Origin of the sequence: Ectopseudomonas guguanensis, from assembly GCF_900104265.1 — a bacterium.
Taxonomy (GTDB): Bacteria; Pseudomonadota; Gammaproteobacteria; order Pseudomonadales; family Pseudomonadaceae; genus Aquipseudomonas; species Aquipseudomonas guguanensis.
The window spans coordinates 117,866-140,783 of record NZ_FNJJ01000012.1; the positions used below are offsets into that span (position 1 = coordinate 117,866).

General features: G+C 65.9%; 20 protein-coding genes. 7 read left to right on the forward strand and 13 right to left on the reverse strand.

Features of this window, described 5'->3' with window-relative positions; translation table 11 throughout:
• The first annotated feature begins 28 nt into the window (after positions 1 to 28).
• On the forward strand, positions 29 to 1,612 hold the full coding sequence (locus BLS61_RS17665; protein WP_090433001.1) for a serine/threonine-protein kinase: 1,584 nt from the start codon (positions 29 to 31) through the stop codon (positions 1,610 to 1,612).
• A gap of 27 nt (positions 1,613 to 1,639) precedes the next feature.
• Here BLS61_RS17665 and BLS61_RS17670 read toward each other — a convergent pair whose 3' ends face one another.
• Positions 1,640 to 2,095: a GNAT family N-acetyltransferase gene (locus BLS61_RS17670; protein WP_090433003.1), complete on the reverse strand. Its 456-nt coding sequence runs from the start codon at positions 2,093 to 2,095 to the stop codon at positions 1,640 to 1,642.
• A gap of 383 nt (positions 2,096 to 2,478) precedes the next feature.
• On the opposite strand from BLS61_RS17670, the gene mpl reads away from it, so the two are divergent.
• The 4 genes from mpl (at position 2,479) to BLS61_RS17690 (ending at position 5,123) form a co-directional block, all read left to right on the forward strand.
• On the forward strand, positions 2,479 to 3,831 hold the full coding sequence (mpl, locus tag BLS61_RS17675; RefSeq protein ID WP_090433005.1) for a UDP-N-acetylmuramate:L-alanyl-gamma-D-glutamyl-meso-diaminopimelate ligase: 1,353 nt from the start codon (positions 2,479 to 2,481) through the stop codon (positions 3,829 to 3,831).
• Between the two features lie 79 nt (positions 3,832 to 3,910).
• Positions 3,911 to 4,540 (forward strand): flavin prenyltransferase UbiX, encoded by a 630-nt coding sequence (gene ubiX / locus BLS61_RS17680; RefSeq protein WP_090433007.1) that lies wholly within the window; start codon positions 3,911 to 3,913, stop codon positions 4,538 to 4,540.
• Positions 4,541 to 4,554: 14 nt separating this feature from the next.
• Positions 4,555 to 4,839: a DUF2845 domain-containing protein gene (locus BLS61_RS17685; RefSeq protein ID WP_167358749.1), complete on the forward strand. Its 285-nt coding sequence runs from the start codon at positions 4,555 to 4,557 to the stop codon at positions 4,837 to 4,839.
• Entirely contained in the window at positions 4,836 to 5,123 is a 288-nt protein-coding gene (locus BLS61_RS17690) for a YceK/YidQ family lipoprotein (RefSeq protein ID WP_012019737.1), read from the forward strand. The genes BLS61_RS17685 and BLS61_RS17690 overlap by 4 nt, the downstream gene beginning before the upstream one ends.
• Positions 5,124 to 5,336: 213 nt before the next feature.
• Here BLS61_RS17690 and BLS61_RS17695 read toward each other — a convergent pair whose 3' ends face one another.
• The 6 genes from BLS61_RS17695 to BLS61_RS17720 all read right to left on the reverse strand — a co-directional run bounded on the left by BLS61_RS17695 (position 5,337) and on the right by BLS61_RS17720 (position 13,214).
• Complete coding sequence (locus tag BLS61_RS17695) at positions 5,337 to 5,816, reverse strand: YbaK/EbsC family protein (RefSeq protein ID WP_090433011.1); 480 nt, start codon at positions 5,814 to 5,816, stop codon at positions 5,337 to 5,339.
• A 133-nt stretch (positions 5,817 to 5,949) separates the two neighbouring features.
• Positions 5,950 to 6,816 (reverse strand): MBL fold metallo-hydrolase, encoded by an 867-nt coding sequence (locus BLS61_RS17700; protein ID WP_090433013.1) that lies wholly within the window; start codon positions 6,814 to 6,816, stop codon positions 5,950 to 5,952.
• A gap of 37 nt (positions 6,817 to 6,853) precedes the next feature.
• Positions 6,854 to 8,032 (reverse strand): acetyl-CoA C-acetyltransferase, encoded by a 1,179-nt coding sequence (locus BLS61_RS17705; protein ID WP_090433015.1) that lies wholly within the window; start codon positions 8,030 to 8,032, stop codon positions 6,854 to 6,856.
• Positions 8,033 to 8,265: 233 nt separating this feature from the next.
• Positions 8,266 to 10,038, reverse strand: a complete 1,773-nt coding sequence (locus BLS61_RS17710; RefSeq protein WP_090433017.1) for an acyl-CoA dehydrogenase C-terminal domain-containing protein — start codon at positions 10,036 to 10,038, stop codon at positions 8,266 to 8,268.
• A gap of 57 nt (positions 10,039 to 10,095) precedes the next feature.
• Positions 10,096 to 11,469: a solute carrier family 23 protein gene (locus tag BLS61_RS17715; protein WP_090433018.1), complete on the reverse strand. Its 1,374-nt coding sequence runs from the start codon at positions 11,467 to 11,469 to the stop codon at positions 10,096 to 10,098.
• Positions 11,470 to 11,594: 125 nt separating this feature from the next.
• Positions 11,595 to 13,214 carry an acyl-CoA synthetase gene (locus BLS61_RS17720; RefSeq protein ID WP_090433020.1) on the reverse strand — a complete coding sequence of 540 codons (1,620 nt, stop codon included), beginning with the start codon at positions 13,212 to 13,214 and terminating at the stop codon, positions 11,595 to 11,597.
• A 141-nt stretch (positions 13,215 to 13,355) separates the two neighbouring features.
• Here BLS61_RS17720 and BLS61_RS17725 point away from each other — a divergent pair, with 141 nt between their 5' ends.
• Both BLS61_RS17725 and BLS61_RS17730 read left to right on the forward strand, forming a co-directional pair.
• Complete coding sequence (locus tag BLS61_RS17725; protein ID WP_208598817.1) at positions 13,356 to 15,290, forward strand: sensor histidine kinase; 1,935 nt, start codon at positions 13,356 to 13,358, stop codon at positions 15,288 to 15,290.
• Between the two features lie 85 nt (positions 15,291 to 15,375).
• Positions 15,376 to 16,014, forward strand: coding sequence for a response regulator transcription factor (locus BLS61_RS17730; RefSeq protein ID WP_090433022.1), 639 nt, complete (start codon positions 15,376 to 15,378; stop codon positions 16,012 to 16,014).
• 4 nt (positions 16,015 to 16,018) lie between these two features.
• Here BLS61_RS17730 and BLS61_RS17735 read toward each other — a convergent pair whose 3' ends face one another.
• From BLS61_RS17735 to BLS61_RS17760, 6 genes are all read right to left on the reverse strand, one after another.
• Positions 16,019 to 18,610, reverse strand: a complete 2,592-nt coding sequence (locus BLS61_RS17735; protein WP_208598818.1) for an EAL domain-containing protein — start codon at positions 18,608 to 18,610, stop codon at positions 16,019 to 16,021.
• Positions 18,611 to 18,696: 86 nt separating this feature from the next.
• A complete protein-coding gene (locus tag BLS61_RS17740) occupies positions 18,697 to 19,308 on the reverse strand; it encodes a class I SAM-dependent methyltransferase (protein ID WP_090433024.1) in 612 nt (203 codons plus the stop codon).
• A 3-nt stretch (positions 19,309 to 19,311) separates the two neighbouring features.
• Positions 19,312 to 19,653, reverse strand: a complete 342-nt coding sequence (locus BLS61_RS17745; protein WP_090433026.1) for a DUF5629 family protein — start codon at positions 19,651 to 19,653, stop codon at positions 19,312 to 19,314.
• 16 nt (positions 19,654 to 19,669) lie between these two features.
• Entirely contained in the window at positions 19,670 to 20,311 is a 642-nt protein-coding gene (locus BLS61_RS17750; protein ID WP_090433028.1) for an oxidoreductase, read from the reverse strand.
• A 117-nt stretch (positions 20,312 to 20,428) separates the two neighbouring features.
• Positions 20,429 to 22,153: a C13 family peptidase gene (locus BLS61_RS17755; protein ID WP_090433030.1), complete on the reverse strand. Its 1,725-nt coding sequence runs from the start codon at positions 22,151 to 22,153 to the stop codon at positions 20,429 to 20,431.
• A gap of 149 nt (positions 22,154 to 22,302) precedes the next feature.
• On the reverse strand, positions 22,303 to 22,758 hold the full coding sequence (locus BLS61_RS17760) for a MaoC family dehydratase (protein ID WP_090433032.1): 456 nt from the start codon (positions 22,756 to 22,758) through the stop codon (positions 22,303 to 22,305).
• Between the last annotated feature and the right edge of the window lie 160 nt (positions 22,759 to 22,918).

Genomic DNA, 22,918 nt, shown 5'->3' on the forward strand with positions numbered 1-22,918 from the left:
CAGCTTCGCTGCAGCAGGAGGGTCGAGCATGGCGCTGCAATTGCTGGAACATCCCGGAATCAGCCTGGCATCCGGCACCGGACTGGACCTGCCACACCAGGCCGCGCGGGCTCGGGCGATGTGGCTGGCCGGTCGCCAGCAGCACCCGCCGCTACTGCTGGTGATGCTCCTTTGGGCGCGCCACTGCCCCGACGTGGTGCAAAGCCTGGAGCATCAGCTCGATGCGCTATTCGCCGATTTTCGCTGCACGCCGCAGGCCTGGAGCGAAACCCAGGCGGCGCGCCAGGTGCTGGCAGCGCTGAATCTGCAACTGTTTCGTCGTCAGCAGGGCGGGCGCGGCATCGCGGAGCTGCATGCCGGCGTGTTGCTGCTTCAGGGCGAGGAGTTGCAGTTCCTGCAGGCCGGCAGCGTCGGCCTGGCGCGCGCGCAGGTCAACGATCTGCACATCCTGCCCGGGCGCGAGGGCCAGGCCCTTGGTACCCAGGCGGAGCTGGCGCTGGTGCAGCACAGCCTGCAGCCAGGGCGTGGCGAGCATCTGTTGCTGGCGCCACAGCCGCTGCTCGACGTCAGCGATCTGCAACGGCTGCGTACTCCTGCAGAGATGACGCTGGACGCGATGCTGCAACCCTTGCTGCAGGCTCCGGGCGCTGCGGTATTGCTACGCATCGGTGAAAGACAATGTCCGCCAGTGTTGCTACCAGCGCCGGCAAGACCCGCACTGAGGCAGATTGTCTGCGGTCAGCAAGTCGATGGCTGGACGTTGTTGCGCGAATGTCCCTATGGCCCGTCAGGGCGCATGTTCGTCGGCCGCGATGCGGACGGTCGAGAAGCCGTGCTCTGGTTCGCCGACGAGGACGCCGACGAGGCCTTCTGGCAGCGCGAGTGGGCCTTGCGACGCAGCCCGCAACAGGCCTTGCCGCAGGTACTCTCGATGCACCAGGCCCGCAGCCATGCATACCTGGCTATGGACAAACCGCCACGCGGCATGCGCAACCTGCTCGATTGGGTCGCCGCCCGGGGCGCGCCGGATGCACAAACGCTGCTGCGCATCGTGACGCAATTGATCGCCGCCGTGCGCTCGCTGCAGCGCCGCGGCATGCAGGGGTTGTGGCTCAACCCCAGGCAGATCCTGCTCGGCGATGACGGACAGGTGATGCTGTTGCCAGGTGCGGCCGCGATTCTTCCGGGTGTTGCGCGGCAGCCGCTACCCGAACAGGCGGTGCCGCTGGCGCCCGAGCTGCGCGGTGGTCGTGCGCTGGACGGTCGTGCGGATCAGTTCGCCCTGGCGGCGCTGGTCTACTGGCTGATGTGCGGGCAATGGCCAGCAGCGGCGCGTGAGAATGTCGGCCCAGGCCACTGCTATGTGCCCCTGGCCAGCTTCGCTGTGCAGGTGCCGCAAGGTTGGGATGGGGTATTGGCCCGTGCGCTGGCGCCGCAGCCGCAGGCGCGTTTCGAAGCGCTTTCGGAGTTTCAGCTGGCGCTGCAGCAGCCCTTGCACGAACGGCGCAACCACGCGCTGCGGCGCGTGCCCCTGCAACCGGCGCGCCTGGCTGCGTTGGGGCTGTTCGCCTTGCCGCTGCTGTTGGGGCTGCTGCTCAGTCTCGGCGGCTGACGGTCAGCCGCCATTCTGATGACGCGGTCAGTCGGCGTTGATCGGCAGTACGTAGTTCTTGAACTGCTCGTCCTCGACGAAGCCGATGGACTCGTAGACCTTCTGCGCCACCTCGTTGTCACGGCTGGTGGCCACGCGCATGCGTACGGCGTTGGTTTCCTTGGCCATCTGCTTGGCGGTATGTAGCAGGCGGTCGGCGACCAGTTGGCGGCGCGCATCCTCGGCCACGTAGATGTCGTTGAGGATCCACACGCGCTTGAGCGACAGCGACGAGTAGCTGGGATAGAGCTGGCAGAAACCGAGCAGCTTGTCCTCATCGTCGGCCAGGGCCAGGTAGATCACCGACTCCTTGCGCCGCAGGCGCTTCTCGAGGAACTTGCGCGACGACTCGGGGTAGGGCAGTTCGTTGTAGAACTCGCGGTATTTGACGAACAGCGGGGTCAGCAGGTCCAGGTGCTCCAGGGTGGCTTGGACGATGCGCATGGCGGGCCTCGGCTTCTGTGATTGAACTGGATGGACGATGCAGCTGTTGTGCCAGCGTTAGCAGGCTGTTGAAAAACTACCTGCGTTGCCATTGCTGCGTTAAAAACAGGCTCAAAATGCTCATTTACAACTCGTAAACTGCGCTTTTTCGCCTGTTTTTGCCTTGCACTGGCTGCCTCGCCTACGTTTTTCAACGGCCTGCTAGCCGATGCTGCCTCAAAGCCAGTTGAATGCGCAATCCAAGCAAGCGTTTGATTTCGGCTGGTCGGCAACTTGCTCGTGACGCATGGGTCTGAGCAGGGCGCAGCAGCCGCCCGCTGGGCGCTGTGCTAACCTGCGGCCATCGCTTCACGCCCCTGCGTCGGGCTTCATAGAGGTCATTCATGCATATCCATATTCTCGGCATCTGCGGCACCTTCATGGGCTCGCTCGCCGTTTTGGCCAAGGAACTCGGCCACCGCGTCACCGGCTCCGACGCCAACGTCTATCCGCCCATGAGCACCCAGCTCGAAGCCCAGGGCATCGAACTGATGCAGGGCTATGACCCGGCGCACCTGCAACCAGCGCCCGATCTGGTGGTGGTCGGCAACGCCATGAGCCGCGGCAATCCGGCAGTCGAATATGTATTGAACAAGGGCCTGCCCTACGTTTCCGGCCCGCAGTGGCTGGCCGACCATGTGCTGCAGGGGCGCTGGGTGCTGGCGGTGGCCGGCACGCACGGCAAAACCAGCAGCTCTAGCATGCTGGCCTGGGTGCTGGAGCATGCCGGCATGAGCCCGGGCTTTCTGATCGGCGGCGTGCCGCAGAACTTCGGGATCTCGGCGCGTTTGGGCGGCACGCCGTTCTTCGTGGTCGAGGCCGATGAATACGACAGCGCCTTCTTCGACAAGCGCAGCAAGTTCGTCCACTACCGCCCGCGCACGGCGATCCTCAACAATCTGGAGTTCGATCACGCGGACATCTTCCCGGACCTGGCGGCCATCGAGCGGCAATTCCACCATCTGGTGCGCACCATCCCCAGCGAGGGCCTGGTGATCCACCCGGCCAGCGAAACCGCGCTGGCGCGGGTGATCGAGATGGGCTGCTGGACGCCTGTGCAGACCACCGGTCAAGGCGGGCAGTGGCAGGCGCGCCTGCTCAGCGCCGATGGCTCGCGCTTCGAGGTGAGCTTCGAGGGCAAGGTCGAGGGCGTGGTGGAATGGCAACTGACCGGCCAGCACAACGTTGCCAACGCCCTGGCCGTGCTTGCGGCAGCGCGCCATGTCGGCGTGGTGCCGGCGCTGGGCATCGAGGCGCTGGGCAAGTTCATCAACGCCAAGCGGCGTATGGAGAAGGTTGCCGAGGTCAGCGGCGTGACCATCTTCGACGATTTCGCCCACCATCCCACGGCCATCGCCACCACGCTCGATGGCCTGCGCAAGCGTGTCGGCGATGACACCCAGGTGATCGCGGTGATCGAGCCACGCTCCAATTCGATGAAGCTCGGTGCTCATCGCGACGGCCTGGCCGAGTCGGCCGAGCAGGCCGATGCGGTGTTCTGGTATGCGCCGCCGAATCTCGGCTGGGACCTGGCGGCCACCGTGACGCAGGCGCGCAATCCGACGCGCGTGTGCGACTCGCTGGAGTCGATCATCGATGGCGTGAAGGCCCTGGCGCGCCCCGGCACTCAGGTGGTGATCATGAGCAACGGCGGCTTCGGCGGCCTGCATGGCAAGCTGGCCAAGGCCCTGGCCTGAGTCACAACCTTGCGGTAGGGCGGGTGAAACCCGCCATGTATGGAAAACCGGCGGGTTGCACCCGCCCTACGGAGCACTCATGAGCGGCCCTGAACGCGTCACCCTGGCCATGACCGGCGCCTCCGGCGCGCAATACGGCCTGCGCCTGCTCGATTGTCTGGTGCAGGAAGAGCGCGAGGTGCACTTTCTGATCTCCAAGGCCGCGCAACTGGTGATGGCCACCGAAACCGACGTGGCGCTGCCGGCCAAGCCGCAGGCCATGGCGCAGTTCCTCACCGAATACACCGGCGCAGCGCCGGGGCAGGTCCGCGTCTACGGCAAGGAAGACTGGATGGCGCCAGCGGCATCCGGCTCCGGCGCGCCGACGGCCATGGTGGTGGTGCCGTGCTCAACCGGCACCTTGTCGGCCATCGCCACCGGCGCCTGCAACAACCTGATCGAACGCGCCGCCGACGTGGCGCTGAAGGAGCGTCGCCAGCTGATCCTGGTACCGCGCGAGGCGCCGTATTCGAGCATTCATCTGGAGAACATGCTCAAGCTGTCGAATCTGGGCGTTACCATCCTGCCGGCTTCGCCCGGCTTTTATCACCAGCCGCAAACGCTGGATGACCTGGTGGATTTCGTGGTTGCGCGTATCCTCAACTGCCTGGGCATACCCCAGGACATGCTTCCCCGTTGGGGCGAGCATCATATGGTGTCGGACGAATAGGGAGATCAATGTCCATGGCCAGTCGTTACCTGTTGGGCTGCCTGTTGGCCCTTTCTATGATGCCTGCTGCGCAGGCTTCGATGCGCTGTGGCACTACGCTGATAAACGAGGGCGATCTGACGGTGGATGTCCGACGCAAATGCGGCGAGCCTGACCACCGCGAGGTGATCCCACCCAGCAGTCCGCAAGGTGGCGGGGTAACGGTGGAGCAGTGGGTCTACGGGCCAAGCAACGGCATGTATCGTTACCTGCGCTTTCTCGACGGCAAGTTGGTCGAGATCCGGGTCACGCGCGGATGAGGCGAGGGCTGGTCGCCGGCCTGGCGCTGCTGAGCCTGACCGGCTGCGCCACGGTACGCACATTGGACGCGGCCAAACCCGGTGCGCCGGTGGTCTACGCCGGTACCCGGCTGGACTGGTACACCATCAATGGCGGCTGCTGCCCGCTGGATCGTTTCGGTGCCGAGGCACCGCGCTATCCGGGCCTGGATCTGCCGGCCAGTGCGCTGCTCGATACGCTGTTGCTGCCATTCTCGCTGGCCACCGCGCTGGGTGTAAGCCTGGGCGTCAGCGGCGGGTTGTAGGCCAACGAGATACGTCCCTCTCTGATAACCGGCCCCGGATTGCATCCGGGCTACGGAAGGCTGCGGTGTCTGGAAAACTGTAGCCCGGTGCAATCCGGGATGGTGCCAGGGCGCCGTAGGGTGCGCTGTGCGCACCGGTTTTTGGCGGCGGTGCATGGCCTGGAGTTGATCCGCAAACGCCCCGGTACGCGGGGCGCACCCTACGTCGCCCGTTCAGCAGGGTTCCGTTTCCACTTCCTGGCACACGTCGATCCACTCGGCGTCCACCAGTTCGGCCAGGCGTTGCGGGGTGATGCGCACGGCGCTGTGGGTGGCGCCGGCAGCCGGCAGCACTTCGTCGAAGGCCAGCAGCGAGCGGTCGCAGTAGACGCTCAAGGGCGTGGCCAGGCCAAACGGGCAGACGCCGCCGACCGGGTGACTGGTCAGCTCGACCACGGTCTGTGCATCGAGCATGCGCGATTTGGCACCGAAGCATTCCTTCATCTTCTGATTGTCGATGCGCGCGTCACCACGGGCGACGATCAGCACGTTGCGCTCGGCGATGCGAAAGGCCAGGGTCTTGGCGATCTGCCCCGGCGCGACGCCATGCGCCTCGGCCGCCAGCGCCACGGTGGCGGTGCTGGTCTGCAGCTCGATGATCGCGATGTCGGGCGCCTTGGCGGCGAAGAAGGCGCGTACAGAGGCCAGGCTCATGAAGCGATTCCCCAGGGCTGTCGAAATGGCCACGACGCAGATTCCAGCCCGATGCTGGTGTGGTCATGACCACGGCGAAAAAACAAGCGGCCATGCTCGCGCTGCATGGCCTGCTCGTCAAGGTCCGATGGCGTCAGTTTGCCAGCAGATGGGCCGCTTTCACCGCTTCATCGAGCCCGTAGCGACCTTTTTCGTCTCGCGTCACCCGTCCCATGGCCACGTCGGGGTCGTGGGTGAATACCAGGCGGCCGCCGCGGGCGATCAGGTCGGCCAGCAGCGTCTCCTTCTCCTCGATCAGGCCTTCGGGGAAGCGGTCGTAGCCCATGGTGATCGGCAGGTGCACCCAGGGCGCGCCGGGGATCAGGTCGCCGGGAAACACCACCGGCCCGCCCGGCATGGCCACTTCCGGCAGCAACTGGCCGGGCGTGTGGCCGTCGCTCCAGTGCAGGCGCCAGTCTGGGCCGAGCAGCTCGCAGCGGTCGGTTTCGTCGATCAGCAGCAGGCGGCCGCTGTTTTCCAGCAGGTCGAGCAGTTCCGGGATATAGGAGGCTCTATCCCGGGCGTGTGGCTTGCAGGCGCGCTGCCACTGGCGACGGCCGGTGAGGAAGCGCGCGTTGGGAAACAGCAGGCGCGCGGGTTGGTCCGCCTGCCAGGCGGCGAGCAGGCCGCCGGCATGATCGAAGTGCAGGTGGGTGAGCACCACGATGTCGATGTCGGCATCGCTCAAACCGACCTTCGCCAGTTCGTCGAGCAGCACGTGGTGGTCTTCCTGCACGCCGAAGCGCTGTTTCAGCTCGGGGCTGAAGAAGGCGCCGATGCCGGTTTCCACCAGGATGTTGCGCTCGTCTTCCTGCACCAGCAGGGCGCGGCAGCCCAGATCGATGCGGTTCAGTTCGTCGGCCGGCATCCAGCGCTGCCAGAGGGTCTTGGGCGCGTTGCCGAACATGGCGCCGCCATCGAGTTTCTGGCTGTTGCCGGTCAGGGTGGTCAGGGTTCGCATGGTTTTCTCTTGTTCTTGTCCGTTCGCGGCGATTGTTTCAGCGTTTGATGGCCAGGGCCACACCCTGGCCGCCACCGATGCACAGGGTGGCCAGGCCACGGCGGGCATCGCGGCGCTGCATCTCGTGGATCAGGCTGACCAGGATGCGGCAACCGGAAGCGCCGATGGGGTGGCCGAGTGCGATGGCACCGCCGTTGACGTTGACCTTGGCGCTGTCCCAATGCAGTTCGCGGCCGACGGCGATGGCCTGGGCGGCGAAGGCTTCGTTGGCCTCGATCAGGTCGAGCTGTTCCAGGCTCCAGCCGGCGCGCTCCAGCGCCTTGCAACTGGCGAATACCGGGCCGATGCCCATCACCGCCGGATCGACCCCGGCGCTGGCGTGTGCGGCGATGCGCGCAAGGATCGGCAGTCGCAGTTCGTTGGCCTTCTCGGCGCTCATCAGCAGTACGGCGGCGGCGCCGTCGTTGAGCGTCGAGGCGTTGCCGGCGGTCACCGTGCCGTCATTCTTGAACGCCGGGCGCAGCTTGCCCAGGCTGTCCAGGCTGGTGCCGGCGCGCGGTTGTTCATCCTGGGCAAAACGCAGCGGTTCGGCGCCGCGCCGGGGGACTTCCACCGGGACGATCTCGCTGGCAAAGCGTCCGGCGTCGATGGCCGCCTGGGCACGCTGCTGCGAACGCAGGGCGAAGGCGTCCTGCTCGGCGCGGGTGACGCCGTACTGCTCGGCCAGATTCTCCGCGGTGATACCCATGTGGTAGTGGTTGAAGGCGTCCCACAGGCCGTCCTGAATCATGGTGTCGACCAATTGCGCATGGCCCATGCGCAGGCCGCTGCGGGCGCCGGGCATGACATAGGGCGCCAGGCTCATGTTCTCCTGGCCGCCGGCGATGATGATCTCCGCGTCACCGCCACGAATGGCCTGGGCGCCAAGGATCACCGCCTTGAGGCCGGAGCCACAGACCTTGTTCAGGGTCATGGCCGGCACCGTATGCGGCAGACCGGCGAGCAGCACGCTCTGCCGGGCCGGGTTCTGCCCGGAGCCTGCCGTGAGCACCTGGCCGAGAATCACCTCGTCGATCTGCTCGCCTGCAATGCCGGTGCGGGCGAGCAGTTCACGGATCACCGCGGCGCCCAGTTGTGGCGCGGGTATGCGGCTCAACGCACCCTGAAAGCTGCCGATGGCGGTACGGCAGGCGGCGACTATCACGACTTCACGCATAAGGACTCCTCGTCGGCTGGGCAGCGCCAGCCGAGGCTCGAATAAAAAAGCGCGGCGCCGAAGCGCCGCGCAACACGCTCAACCTTGTAGGGCCACCGGCTCGGCGGTGGCGGGTTGCACCCGCCCTACGTTTAAAACTGTTCGGCGGGCGGTCCTGTAGGGTGGGCTTCAGCCCACGCGAACGGCTGTTCGGTCCTCCCATGAGCCCTGGACAGGTAACGCAGACACAGTCTTCAAAATTGCTCGGCAGCCAGACCATAAAGCGGCTGGCTGCCGGCACGAATGCTCGCCTCCAGGCTCAGGGTGCGCGGCAGCAGGCGGGCGAAGAAGAACTCCGCAGTGGCCAGCTTGCCGCCATAGAAGGCCTCGTCTTCGCCCTGCTTGCTCTGCGCCACGGCCGCCATGCGCGCCCACATGTAGGCGTAGGCGACATAGCCGAACAGGTGCAGGTACTCCACCGAGGCGGCGCCGACGGCATTGGGCTCGCTCTTGGCCTGCTCCAGCAGCCAGCCGCTGACCGCCTCCAGGCGTTCCAGGGCCTCGATCAGGCGTTCGCGGTAAGGCGATTCATGGGCGTGGGCGAAGTCGCGCACCTCGGCGGCGAACAGGCGCAGCGCGGCGCCGCCGTTGGCCACCACCTTGCGCCCCAGCAGGTCGAGCGCCTGGATGCCATTGGTGCCTTCGTAGATCTGTGCGATGCGCACGTCGCGCACCAGCTGCTCTTGGCCCCATTCACGGATATAGCCGTGGCCGCCGAAGACCTGCTGGCCGTGCACGCAGCTTTCCAGACCGGTGTCGGTGAAGAAGGCCTTGGCCACCGGGGTGAGCAGAGCCACCAGGGCTTCGGCATTCTGCCGTTCGCTCGCGTCCTCGGCGTACTTGGCCAGGTCGAGCTGCTGACCGACGTAGCAGGCAAAGGCGCGGCCGCCCTCGTTCAGCGCCTTCATGGTCAGCAGCATGCGACGCACGTCGGCATGCACGATGATCGGGTCGGCGACCTTGCCGTGGTTCACCGGGCCGGTGGCGGCGCGGCTCTGGATGCGTTCGCGGGCGTAGCTGACGGCCGACTGGTAGGACGCCTCGGCGCAGCCGATGCCCTGGATGCCGATGGACAGACGCTCGTAGTTCATCATGGTGAACATCGCCGCCAGGCCCTTGTTGACCTCGCCGATCAGGTAGCCGGTGGCGCCGTCGAAGTTCATCACGCAGGTAGCCGAGGCCTTGATACCCATCTTGTGCTCGATGGAGCCGCAGCTCACGGCGTTGCGCGCGCCGAGGCTGCCATCGGCGTTGACCATCACCTTGGGCACCAGGAACAGCGAGATGCCTTTCGGCCCGGCTGGCGCGTCCGGCAACTTGGCCAGCACCAGATGGATGATGTTCTCGGTCAGGTCCTGTTCCCCGCCGGTAATGAAGATCTTGCTGCCGGTGACCTTGTAGCTGCCATCGGCCTGCGGCTCTGCGCGGGTGCGGATGATGCCGAGGTCGGTGCCGGCATGGGCCTCGGTCAGGCACATGGAGCCGGCCCAGCGGCCCTCGTACATCGGCGGCAGGTAGGTGGTTTTAAGATCTTCGCTGGCATGGGCGTCGATGGCCAGGCAGGCGCCGGAGCTCAACGCCGAGTACAGCGCGAAGCTGGAGCCGGCGGCGTAGAGCATTTCCTCGAAGGCCACTGCGAGCATCTTGGGCATGCCCATGCCGCCGTAATTCGGGTTGCCGGACAGGCCGACCCAGCCGCCTTCGGTGTAGGTGGCGTAGGCCTCGCGGAAACCGGTCGGGGTGCGCACATCGCCATCGACCCACTGTGCGCCTTCTTCGTCGCCGCTGCGGTTGAGCGGGGCGATCAGGCCGCCGGTGACCTTGGCCGCTTCTTCGAGGATGGCGTCGGCGGTGTCGGCATCGACGGTTTCGGCCAGGGCCGGCAGGCGTGCCCACAGGCTCGGCGCCTGGAAGACGTCATGGAGGACGAAGCGCATATCGCGCAGCGGGGCGTTGAATTCGGGCATGGTGCAACCTCGACAGCGGAGGCGCCGCGACAGGCGCGGCGCGTGGAACGAAATGCGTCAGTCGGCTTCCGCCGGACTACGCGACTTATCCTTGATGCTGGTGAATTTAAGCAGATGGGTGCGTTCGACCAGGATGTACAGCGCCGCACCCGCGGCCAGGCCCCAGCCCGCGCCGTAGACGGCGAGCACCACACCCATGGTGCCGGCGATGCCGCGCTCGGTGTTGTTGTTCAGTTGTTCGAAACCGACCATCAGGCAGATATAGCCGGTGAGGATCAGCGTCAGCGACAGGGCGATCGGCAGTACCGGCTGGAAGAAACTGACCAGCGGCAGCATGAACAACGCGGCGAAACCGGTGATCCAGAAGGTGCCGGCACCGCTGTAGATCGAGTCCATCGCCTTGCGCCCGTACTTGTAGCGCTCGGCCATGGTCGCCGCCACCGCCGTCCACAGCGGGCCAGCCAGGCCCGGGTAGGGTGCGAAGAAGGCATGCAGGGCGTTGCGGATGGCGGTCACCAGGTGGATACGGTCGACGTTGTTTTCGATCACCTCGTCGGTGCGCAGTTCATCGGCGCGCTGCATCAGCGACTGGCCGACGATGATGTCGCCGAAGGCGATCACGTAGGCGATCACCGCGGTGGGCACGGCCAGCATGAACACGTCCAGGCCGGGGAAGCCGACGTTGAACGGCAGGTAGTTCCACATCTCGCCGAAGGCCGGCGCGGTGATGCCCCACTTCACGTCCGGCATCTTGTACTCGCCCACGGCGATGCCGATGAAGATGGCGATCAGCATGCCCGGCACCATGCCGTAGTTGACGATCTTGCGCGCCAGCGGCACGCGCTCGGTCAGGCCCTTGAACGACACAGAGAACATCAGGTACAGGCAGATCAGGCTGCCGAGGACCAGGGAGATCGGCGTGTTGGCCAGGCGGCCGCCGGCGCTGATTTCGCCCATCAGTGCGGCGATGCCGGCGCCGATGATGATGCCACCCTTCATCGAGTTGGGGATCAGCCGCACCAGCGCGCTGCCCAGGCGGGTGACGCCGAGGAAGAGGAAGATCACGAACACCAGAAACTGCAGGGCGAACAGCGCCTGGATGGCCGCAGGACCCGGCTCGTAGTTGCCGAGAAAAAGCAGCACCACCGGAATGCCGGGGGTGATCCAGCCCGGCACCAGCGGCACGCCGAGCAGCGCCGGCAGCATGAAGCCGATGCCGCACACCACCACGTAGGCCAGGGCCACGTCGTAGGGCAGGCCGAGGTATTTCTCCAGCAGCGGGATCATCGCCAGGCTGACCACGAACATGATCAGTGCCTGCAGCATCTCGGCGGTTTCCCAGCGGTAATGCACGAAGGGCAGGCGCACCTTGAACGGGCCGAGGGGCCAGTGCGGTTGTTCGTCGCCGTCACGGCGCTTGAAAATTTGCATGAGGGTTCTCCGTCGGCCGCCTGGGCCGGTTCTTGTTGTTGTGAAAACGGTGCGGTTTTGCCGTAGCCCGGATGCAATCCGGGGAATCCGAATCGCTGTCCCCGGATTGCATCCGGGCTACGTGATCAGAGGGCCTTGGCCATATCGCGCAGGACGAACTTCTGGATCTTGCCGGTGCTGGTCTTGGGCAACTGGGTGAAGACCACTGTCTTGGGCACCTTGAAGCCGGCCAGGTGCTCGCGGCAGAAGGTCATGATCTCGGTTTCACTGGCCTGCTGGCCGGTCTTCAGGGTGATGAAGGCGCAGGGCGTCTCGCCCCATTTCTCGTCCGGGCGGGCGACCACCGCCGCCTCCAGCACCGCCGGGTGGCGATAGAGCACGCCCTCGACCTCGATGGTGGAGATGTTCTCGCCGCCGGAGATGATGATGTCCTTGAGGCGGTCGCGGATTTCCACGTAGCCGTCGGCGTGGCACACGCCCAGGTCGCCGGTGTGGAACCAGCCGCCCTCGAAGGCTTCGGCGGTGGCGCTGGGGTTCTTCAGGTAGCCCTTCATCACGGTGTTGCCGCGCATGAAGATCTCGCCGATGGTCTGACCGTCACGCGGCACCGGCTCCAGGGTTTTCGGGTCGGCCACCATCACCCCTTCCAGAGTCGGGTAGCGCACGCCCTGGCGCGCCTTGATGGTGGCGCGTTCTTCCAGCGGCAGTTCGTCCCATTCGGCGTGCCAGGCGCACAGGGTCACCGGGCCGTAGACCTCGGTCAGGCCGTACACATGGGTGACGTGGATGCCCATCTCCTCCACCGCGCCGATCACCTTCGCCGGCGGCGCGGCACCAGCGACCATGGCCTTGACCGGGTGATCGATGGCCGCCTTGGCTTCGGCCGGCATGTTCACCAGGGCGTTGAGCACGATGGGCGCGCCGCACAGGTGGGTGACCTGCTCGTCGCGGATCAGGGTGAGGATCTTCGCCGGGTCGACGCGGCGCAGGAACACATGCACGCCAGCCAGTGCGGTGATCGTCCAGGGGTAGCACCAGCCATTGCAGTGAAACATCGGCAGGGTCCACAGGTAGACCGGGTGGTTGCCCATGTTCCAGGTCATCTGGTTGCCCATGGCATTAAGGAAGGCACCGCGGTGGTGATAGACCACGCCCTTGGGGTTGCCGGTGGTGCCGGAGGTGTAGTTGAGGCTGATCGCCTGCCACTCGTCGGTGGGCCACTGCCAGGCGAATTCGGGGTCGCCCTCGGCGAGGAAGGCCTCGTAGTCCAGCTCGCTGACTGCCTGGCCCTCGCCGTACTCGGGGTCGTCGACGTCGATCACCAGCGGCGGGTGGTCGAGCATGCCGATGGCGGCGTGGATCACATCGAAGAACTCGCGGTCGGCGATCACCACCTTGGCTTCGCCATGCTGCAGCATGAAGGCGATGGCCTCGGCATCCAGGCGCACGTTGAGGGTGTTGAGCACCGCGCCGATCATTGGCACGCCGAAATGCGCTTCGAGCATGGCCGGGATGTTCGGCAGCATCACCGCCACCGTGTCGCCCTTGCCGATGCCACGGCCGGCCAGCGCCGAGGCCAGCCGCCGGCAACGCGCATAGGTCTCGGCCCAGTTGCGGCGAATCGAGCCATGCACCACCGCCGGATAGTGCGGGTATACCGCCGCGGTACGTTCGATGAAGCTCAGGGGGCTGAGGGCGACGTGATTAACGGCGGCGCGGCCGAGGCCCTGCTCGTAGATCGACATGGCGGATACACCTTTGGCTGATTGTTAGCTCTGGTTATTCCGGTAATGATGCAGGCATTACCGAAGCTTGCTGGTGATAATTTATAGGTCATTTCTATTCTGTATGGAAGTTGTACCAAGGTTTTATAGAATAAATACTATATGAAGGCTGACGCTCATCTCTCCGCGGTTCCCCTGCAGTCCTGGCTGCGCATCCAGCGCGAGGCGCCGCCCCTGGGCGAGCGGGCCGAGGCCCTGCGCCAGGCCCTGCTGGGCTGCCCGCAGGTGCGCCAGGCCTGGTACCTGGCCTGGCAGCCGGCCAGTCGTACCTACGCTCAGATGGACGACGGGCCGCGTCTGCCACCGGGCACGGGCGACCCGCTGGAGGCCAGTGACGAGACGCTGTTCGCTGCGCTTGGTGAGCAACCGAGCCTGACCTTCGACGCCCTGCGCCGGCTGCCCTGCTGGCTGGCCGGGCGTCTACGCCGCGCCGCGCTGCATCATGGCCAGGCGCTGGCCCTGCAGCTGCAGACTGGCCAATCTGGCGTGCTGCTGTTGCAGGTCGACGAGACGGCCGGGCTGGAATGGCTGCCCTGGCTGCGTGAACTGCTGGTGCAGATGGTCGAACTGGCCTCGGGGCTGGCGCGCAGTGCGCCGCTGCTGTCATCCGACCCGCAGCCGGCGCTGCTGCTCGACGCCGAGGCGCGCTTGCTGGAGAGCAACGCGGCGTTGCAGGGGCTGCTTGGTGAACGCGCGCTGACGCAGCTGGGCGAGCTGCTGCCGGTGAACCATTTGCCGCTGGTGCGCGCCTGCCTGGAGCAGTCGCGCGCCGTGGAGTCGGTGGAAGCGCAGGATGGCGAGCGCATCCTGATCTGGAGTTTCATTCCCGATGTCGCCGAGCGCCGCGTGCTGGCGCGCTGCCGCGAGGCCACCCGCGAGGTTCGTGAGCAGCGTGAGGCCGCGCGGGCGCGGCGCTTGTATCGGCTGATCACCGAGAACACCACCGACCTGATTTCCCGGCACACGCCGGAGGGCGTTTTTCTCGACGCCACGCCTGCCAGCTGGACCTTGCTCGGCTACTGGCCGGAAGAACTGCGCGGCATGGCCGTCGACAGCCTGCTGCATCCGCAGGACCAACTGCAGCAGGCCAAGCAGGCGCGCGAGGCCCTGGAGCAGGATGGCTACCACACCATGACCTATCGCATTCGTCATCGCGACGGCCATTACCTGTGGTTCGAAACCGCCAGCCGCGCCATTCGCGAGACCTACACCGGTGCGGTGGTCGAGGTGGTCAGCGTGTCGCGCGACATCACCGCGCGCATCCAGGCCGAGGAGAACAAGCGCCGCCTGGAGGACGAGCTGGCGCACACCACGCGGCTGATCACCCTGGGCGAACTGGCCTCGGGTATCGCCCACGAGATCAACCAGCCGCTGGCGGCGGTGGTCAACTACGCCAGCGCCAGCCAGCGCTACCTGCAGGGCATCGGCGGCGATCCGGCCGGTGTCGACAAGGTGGCCCAGGGCCTGGCGCGCATCACCGAGCACGCCAACCACGCCGCGGTGGTGATCAGGCGCCTGCGCGCCTTCCTGCGCAAGGGCCAGCGGCGCATGCAGGCGCTGGATCTGGCCGAGGTGGCGCGCGAAGCGGTGCGTCTGTGCAACTGGGAGGCCGGTACGGCGCAGGTGGCGGTGAACGACGTCTTGCCGGACAATCTGCCGCCGGTATTCGCCGACCGCGTCCTGCTCGAACAGGTACTGCTCAACCTGCTGCGCAATGCCATCGATGCCAATCGCGAACGTCACCCCGGCGCGCCTTCGCAGGTGCGTCTGGAGGCTGGCGAAGCTGACGGCTGCCTGGCCATCCGGGTAATCGATCAGGGGCCGGGCGTCAGCGACGAGCAGATGGCCAAGCTGTTCACCCCCTTCTACACCAGCAAGGCCGATGGACTGGGGCTCGGCCTGTCCATGAGCCGCAGCATCATCGAAGGCTTTGGCGGGGCGCTGGAGGCGTTCCCGGCCGAGGGTGGTGGGCTGTGTCTGGAATGTCGTTTGCCTTTGGGCAGGGACGATGAGTCGTTGTCGAACGGTCGCGGCTGAAGCCCTCCCACGGAGCGTGCACACTGTGGGAGGGGCTTCAGCCGCGACCAATGAAACGCATAACAACAAGAGGAGCAGTACAGGGATGCAACAACGGGTTTACGTGGTCGACGACGACCAGGGCATGCTCGACTCGACGCTCTGGCTGCTGGAGTCGGTGGGGCTGAGCGGCGTGCCCTTCACCAGCGGCCGGGCCTTTCTCGAGGCTTGCGATCCGACTGCCAATGCCTGCGTGCTGCTCGATGTGCGCATGCCCGGCATGGGTGGGCTGAACGTGCAGGAGGAGATGCGCGCGCGTGGTATCGACCTGCCGGTGATCTTCGTCAGCGGCCATGCCGACGTGCCGATCGTGGTGCGCGCGTTCAAGGCCGGCGCGGTGGATTTCATCGAGAAGCCTTACAACGAGCAACTGTTGCTCGACAGCGTGCAGCAGGCGCTGGATCGCCGCCCGGCCCGGCCAAGGCGCGACGCGCGTCTGGCCGAGGTGCAGGCACGGCTCGATCAGCTCACCCCGCGTGAGCGTGACGTGCTGCTGCCCTTGGTGCGCGGCTACACCAACCGCGAAGTGGCCGAGCAGCTCGATATCAGCGTGAAGACCGTCGACCTGTATCGCTCGCGGGTGATGAAGCGCATGCAGGCCGAGACGCTGCCGGAGCTGGTGGGCATGGTTATCGCCGCCGGGTTGGTTGATCCGCTGGCGCTGCGTGCAGCATCGCGCGACTGAAGCCTCAGGCCGAGCCCAGGTGCAGGGCGAGGGTGGCCCGGCCATGGGCACCGATCTGCTCGGCCGGCTGCGGGGCGCCATACAGGTAGCCCTGGAAGTGACGGCAGCCCAGGCGTAGCAGGGCATCTCGCTGCGCCTCGCTCTCCACGCCTTCGGCGATGACGCGCAACTCCAGTTCCTGGCCCAGGGCGAGAATGGTCCGCACGATGGCGGTATCGCTGGCGTTGTCGAGCAGGTCGTGGACGAAGCTGCGGTCGATCTTCAACTGGTCCAGTGGCAGGCGTTTCAGGTAGCTGAGCGAGGAGTAGCCGGTGCCGAAGTCGTCCAGTGAGAAGCGCACGCCGTGGGCCTTGAGTTGCCCCATCTTGTCGATCAGCGCTTCGATATCCTGCACCAGCTGGCTCTCGGTCAGTTCCAGCTCCAGCCTGTGGGGAGCGGCTCCGGTCTCTTTCAGTGCGGTGAGCACGTCGGCGACGAAGTCAGGGTGGTGGAACTGGCGGGCGCTGACGTTGATTGCCACGGTCAGCTCGGCGCGCTGCGGGTCGTCAGCCCAGGCGGCGAGCTGCCGGCAGGCCGTGTGCAGAATCCAGCGGCCCATGGGCAGGATCAGCCCGGTGCTTTCCGCCAGCGGGATGAACTCGCCGGGCGGCACCAGGCCGCGCTGCGGATGTCGCCAGCGTATCAGGGCCTCGGCGCCGAGCAGCTCGCCCTGTTCGTCCACCTGCGGCTGGTAGTGCAGCAGCAGTTGGCCCTCGCTCAGGGCACGGCGCAGCTCGTGTTCCAGGGTGGCGCGGGCCGCCAGTGCCTCTTGCATGCGCGGGTCGAAGAAGCACAGGGTATTGCGCCCGGCGGCCTTGGCCTCGTACATGGCCAGGTCGGCGTGCTTGAGCAGCTCTTCGGGCTTGTCGTAGGGCTGTGAGAACAGCGCCACGCCAATGCTGGCGCTGCCGCTGTGACTGTAGCCGGGTAGCTCGAATGGCCTGGCCAGGGCCCGCAGCAGCTTGTCGGCAACCTGCTCGATGATGGCGATGGCGGCCTGGGGTTCCGGGTCGAGGTTCTCCAGAATCAGTACGAACTCATCGCCGCCCAGGCGCGACAGGTTGTCCTCGAGGCGCACCTGATCGAGCAGGCGGCTGCTGACCTGTTGCAGCAGCAGGTCGCCCATGTCGTGGCCCAGGGTGTCATTGAGCTGCTTGAAGTTGTCCAGGTCGATGAACAGCAGTGCGCCCTCGCGCCCGCTGCGTGCACTGCGGGCCAGGGCGAACTGCAGGTGCTCGAGCAGCAGGCGGCGATTGGGCAGGCCGGTGAGGGCGTCGTAGTAGGCGAGCTGGTGGATCTGTTCGAGGTTCTTCTTGTGCTCGGTGATGTCGGTGGAAATGCCGCACAGGGCGTAGATGCTGTCATCCGCTGCGCGCAGCGGCAGCTTCACCGAAAAGTAGGTGCGCTCGTTGCGGCCTTGGCGGTCGCGGTTGGTTTCCTCGTTCTCGATGCGTTCGCCCGCCAGCACGCGGCGGTCGTTGATGCCCAGTGCCTGCGCTGTTTCGCTGTCGAAGAAATCGGCATCGGTATGGCCGATCACCTGATCGACAGTGCGCCCGAACAGCTCGCAGACCTTGCGGTTGGCGTACTGATAGCGCAGTTGCGGATCCTTGATGTAGATATGCGCCTCGACGCTGTCGAGGATGGTATTCAGGCGTGCCTCGCTGGCCTTGAGATGGCGGGTCTTGTCGGCAACCTGGCGACGCAGCAGCAGGCTGCCGCCAATGGCCAGGGTCAGCAATGCGGCGAGCAGGGCCAGGCCCCACCAGAACAGGACGGGAATGCTGCGCCGTTGCGCCTCGCCGCTCCAGCGTTGCAGCACCTGAAAGTAGATCGAGCCGGGTGAGGCCTGCCAGTTCTGCAGGTGCCGGTCGATGGCCTCGAGCAGGTTGCGGTTCTCGCCCTTGGGTGTGGCATAGAACAGCTGCGCGGGCTGGAACATGATCGGTGTCGCGCTCAGGCGGTAGTTGGCGACGTGGTAATCACCGAACAACTGGTTGGCCACCACCGCATCGGCGTCGCCGTCGTGGACCATGGCGAAACCCTGGCGCAGGTCGCTGAGCGCAATCATCTGCGCCTGCAGACCGAAGCTGTCGAGCAGGCTCTGCAGGTACTGGTACTGGATCGAGCCCTCCAGGGCAGCGATACGCAGGCCGCGCAGATCGAGCACGCTGTGCAGGCGCAGTTCCTCGTGGCTGTAAAGCTGTGACCAGCTGAACAGCGAAGGCACCTGGTGGAAGTCCATCAGCCGTGCCCGTTCCTCGCTGAAGGCGACATCCGGCAGCAGATCGATCTCGCCCTCCTGCAGCAGCTGCAGACATTGCTGCCAGGCGCAGGGCACTGTCTGCAACTGCCACTTTTCTTCGTTGGCCATGGCCTGCAACAGCTCGCCCAGAATGCCCGTCGGTTGCCCGCTGGCATCGGCAAAGATCTTCGGCTCGTTGGCATAGACGCCGACCCGCACCGTTTGGGCTTCTGCGGCATGGCTCCAGGCGCAGCTCAGCAGGCCGAGGCACAGCAACAGGTGAGCGAGACGAGGTGAACGAAGGGGCTTCATACGCGGGTCGACTTCCATTCGCAGATTCCTGCAACCTGTTGTGCATTATGGTCGTCTATGCCGAGTGTGCGAGTGCGGGCTTGCACTCAGTCGGCCCAGCCGCGGTAGACGTGGGTCATGGGCCTGGGCCCTTTCAGGTAGCCGGTGCTCAGTTCGCGGACCTGAAAGCCGCCGGCTTCGATCAATGCCGGTATGTCGCGGTCCAGGTGACAGCCGCCGGCCAGCGGCTTCCACCAGGGGGTCAGGCGCCTTTGCCAGCGCACCACGGGCAGGTCGGGTGCCAGGCCGTGTTCGCAGAACAGCAGGCGTCCGCCAGGTTTCAGCACGCGGCGCATTTCCCTGAGGGCGGCGACCGCATCGGGGATGGTGCACAGGGTGAAGGTGCAGACGATGTCGTCGAAGCTGGCATCGGCTGCCTGGAGCTGCCCAAGTTCCAGGGCGATCATCTCTACCGGCACCTGGCAGTGCGCGGCGCGTTCGCGGGCCAGGGCCTGCATCTCGGCCGACGGGTCGACGCCGACCACCACCTCGACCCGCTGCGCATCGTAGAAGCCCAGGTTCAGACCGCTGCCGATGCCGATTTCCAGCACACGGCCCTGCGCCTGCGGCACGATCTGCGCACGCGCCTTCATCACCGCGCCCATGCCGCAGGCGAAGTCGATCAGGTGCGGCAGGACATGGCGGTCGTAGAAGCCCATGGCTCAGACTTCGCCTTGCTCGTCTTCGTCCTCGTTGTCGCCGCGATAGGCGGCGAAACACTTGAGGCTGTGGCTGGCGTCGCGGCCTTCGATCAGCCAGCTGTCATCCGCTTCGCTGTGGCGCGCGGCCTGCACCGCAGCCAGGGAGAACGTCCACTGGCGGCGCTCGCGACCATCCATGCAGTGCACCTGCAGCAAGGCTCTGGCGGCGCTGTCGCTGCCCGCCGTGCCGGCGCTGATCTGCGCCAGCAGGTCGGTGTCGAGGTCGAACTGCCAGGCATACAGGCCATCGATCTCGAGCATGTCGGCGTCTTGCAGGGCTTCGATGAGGCTTGTCGGTTTCATCGCTTCATCCACGGCTTCAGCGTCCCAGGCGGCGCAGGTCGGAGGACTCTATCACGCGCACGCCGTCTTCCTCTTCCAGCGCCAGGCGCCACAGCGCGCGGGCCAGGGCGCAGGCGTCGATGCCACGGTACTTGCCCGGCAGCCAGCGCAGTAGCGGCGCCGCCAGGCGTTCGCCAAGACGAAACTCTTGGCGTGCGCCGAGCAGCAGCGACGGACGGGCGATGGTCAGTTGTGGCCAGTCCATGGCTTTCAGCGCTTGCTCGGTCTCGCCCTTGACGCGGTTGTAGAACACTGATGAGTTGGGATTGGCACCCAGCGCGCTGATCACCACCAGATGCCGTGCGCCCAGCTCGCGAGCGCGGCGGGCGAAGGCCAGCACCAGGTCGTGGTCGACAGCGCGAAAGGCCTCCTGCGAGCCGGCCTGCTTGATGGTGCTGCCCAGGCAGCAGAAGGCGGTGTCGACCTGGCCGGAGAGCTGCGGCAGCAGGCTCTGCAGGTCGCCCACCGGGTTTTCCAGATGCGGGTGCGCGGCCAGTGGCCGGCGGGTCGGTGCCAGCACGCGGGCGACCGTCGGCTCGCTGAGCAGGCGGTCGAGCAGGTGCTCACCGGTGAGTCCGGTGGCGCCGGCGAGAAGGATGTGCTGCGGGGTCAGGTACATGCGGTTGTCTCTTGTCCGTTACAGTTCAGCTTAACAGGCTGTGGAAAAACTACCTGCGTTGGCAATGCTGCGTTAAAAACAGCCTTGCCTGCCTCGCCTGCGTTTTTCAACGGCCTGTCAGTCCTTTGCCGGACCGCTGGCCACGGCCCCCAGCGCACGCTCGGCCTGGCTCTGGCGCAGCTCGCGCCAGTGCTGGAGTACGCCGCGTGGCGCCCAGATCTGCGGCTCGGAAGGTTCGAAGCCGTCGCTTTGCTCACGCTCGGCGACGCGTTCCCTGGCCAGTTCGAAGGCCCGTTCCAGGTTGTCGGTTTCGCCGAGGGCCTCGGCGAACAGGGCGCGGCCGAAATAGGTGAAGTCGTTCTCCTCGCTGCAGCCGAAGGAAACCCGGTCGGCGCGTGCGGCGGTCATCACCAGGGTCTTTTCGTCTTTCAGTGGTGGGATGAAACCGCCGGAGTAGCAAGCCGAAATCACCACCACCTTGTTGCGTTGCTTGAGTGGAGCCAGCAGCGCCGCGAGCTCGCTGGCAGGCAGGTCGGCCAGTTGCAGGCGCGGCTGGTCGAGGTTGAGTTCGTGGCGGCGCGAGCCATGGCTGGTCAGGTAGATGAAGACCAGGTCTTCCTCGCCACTGCGTTCGGCCAGGGCCTGGACCGCGCGGGTAAGGTTCTCGCGGGTGGCCAGCGGGCGGTCGGCGAGATGGTCACGGTGGTTGACCAGGCTGATGCTGCCGTAGGCGCCAAAACGATCGCGCATCAGCCTGCCGACATAGTCGGCTTCGCGCATGAATACGCTCTGCTTGCCGTCGCCCGCCAGGGTCAGTGCATAGAGTTCGCGTGCCGGTGTCGAGGCCGGGATCGCGGCGATCGCCTCATCGAGCAGTTGGCCCTGTTGCAGCAAACCCAGCTCGAGGCTGTCGGGCAACACCTGGCCCTGTTCGTCACGGATCAGTCGCCCGCCTTGCCAGGTGCCGGACTGGCGGCTGCCATCGGCCAGGGTCAGGGTGCCCTCGCCGTTGTATTCGCCGCCGGAGAAATGGCCGCGGTAGGCGCTGCCGTCGGGCAGGGTGAGCAGGCCTTGGCCTTCGTACTGCCAGTCGGCGAATTCACCGAGGTAGCGCGTGCCTTCGCCGTCGCTGTATTCGCCGGGGCCCTGCATTACGCCCTCGACGAACTCGCCGGCCCAGGTTTCGCCGCTGGCGCTCTGGTAGCGGCCCTTGCCATGGAACTCGTCGTTCTTGAATCCGCCGCTGTAGTTGTCGCCGTCGGCGTTGTGGTAGCTGCCCTGACCGTTGAGCAGGCCCTGGGCGAACACGCCGCTGAACTGGTTGCCATAGGCGTCGATGCGCACGCCCTGGCCCTCGAACCGACCCTTGACGAACTGGCCCTGGAAACTGCTGCCATCGGCCATTTCCAGTTTGCCCAGGCCGTGGAAGTGGTCGTTGAGAAACTCGCCCCGGTAGCGCTGGCCGCCCTGTTCCAGCAGGCCGACGCCGCTGAATCTATTACGCTCGAAACTGCCTTCGTAGCGGCTGCCGTCGCTGTAGGTCAGGGTGCCCTGGCCATGGAACATGCCTTCATGGAATTCGCCCAGGTAGTGTTCGCCACCAGGCCCCTGCCACTCGCCGCTGCCTTCGAGCATGCCGTCCTTGAACTGGCCGACGAACCAGCTGCCATTGCGGTAGTCCAGGCGCCCCGGTCCTTGCAGCAACCCGTCGACGATCTCGCCGCGATAGCGGCCGCCGTCGGGCAGGGTGGCATTGGCCGGCAACAGCGGGCGCGCTTCGTCGCAACCGACGATCAGCAGGGACAGGCAAAGAGGCAGCAGGCGCAGGGCAGGGGCAGTCATGATGGACGTCCAGGTCGGTGCTTTGCTCGGCAGTATGCCGCAAGCCTGCAGGCTTGCGCTGCCGAGTCGCACGCTTAAGCGATGCAGGATCGCTCCCGCTCCGGCGCATGGCGCGGAAAACGGGAGCGACAGGGGATGTCCGGGCGGGATCAGACGAAGCAGAGGGTAAGCGGCTCGGCGATATAGGCCGGTTTTTCCTGGCCTTCGATCTCCAGCACGGCGCGGGCCTTGAGCAGCCACTGGCCGGGGTTCTTCTCGTTGGCGTCGGTCAGGGTCACCGTCAGGCGCACCCTGGAGTCGACCTTCACCGGCTGGATGAAGCGCACGCTGTCCAGGCCGTAGTTCACCGCCATCTTCAGGCCCTGCGGCATGATCATGATGCCTTCCATCAGCATCGGCACCAGCGACAGCGAGAGGAAACCGTGAGCGATGGTGGTGCCGAAGGGGGTGAGCTTGGCCTTTTCCGGGTCGACGTGGATGAACTGGTGGTCGCCGGTGCACTCGGCGAACTGGTTGATGCGCTGCTGATCGATGGTCAGCCACTCGGACTTGCCGAGTTCCTTGCCAACATGATCCTTGAGTTCTGCTACGGGTACGAACGGCATAGTTCCTCCTTGAGGACGCGGGTGTTTTTCTTGTGTGCGTAAAACCGTTGCGGTCTAGATCAGCACGGGGGCGACGGCGGGTCAAGCCTGCCCAGGCGTGCTGAATGACGCGGCATAGGTCAGCCTGGCGAAGCAATCCGGAGGCCAGCTGAGGTGCATC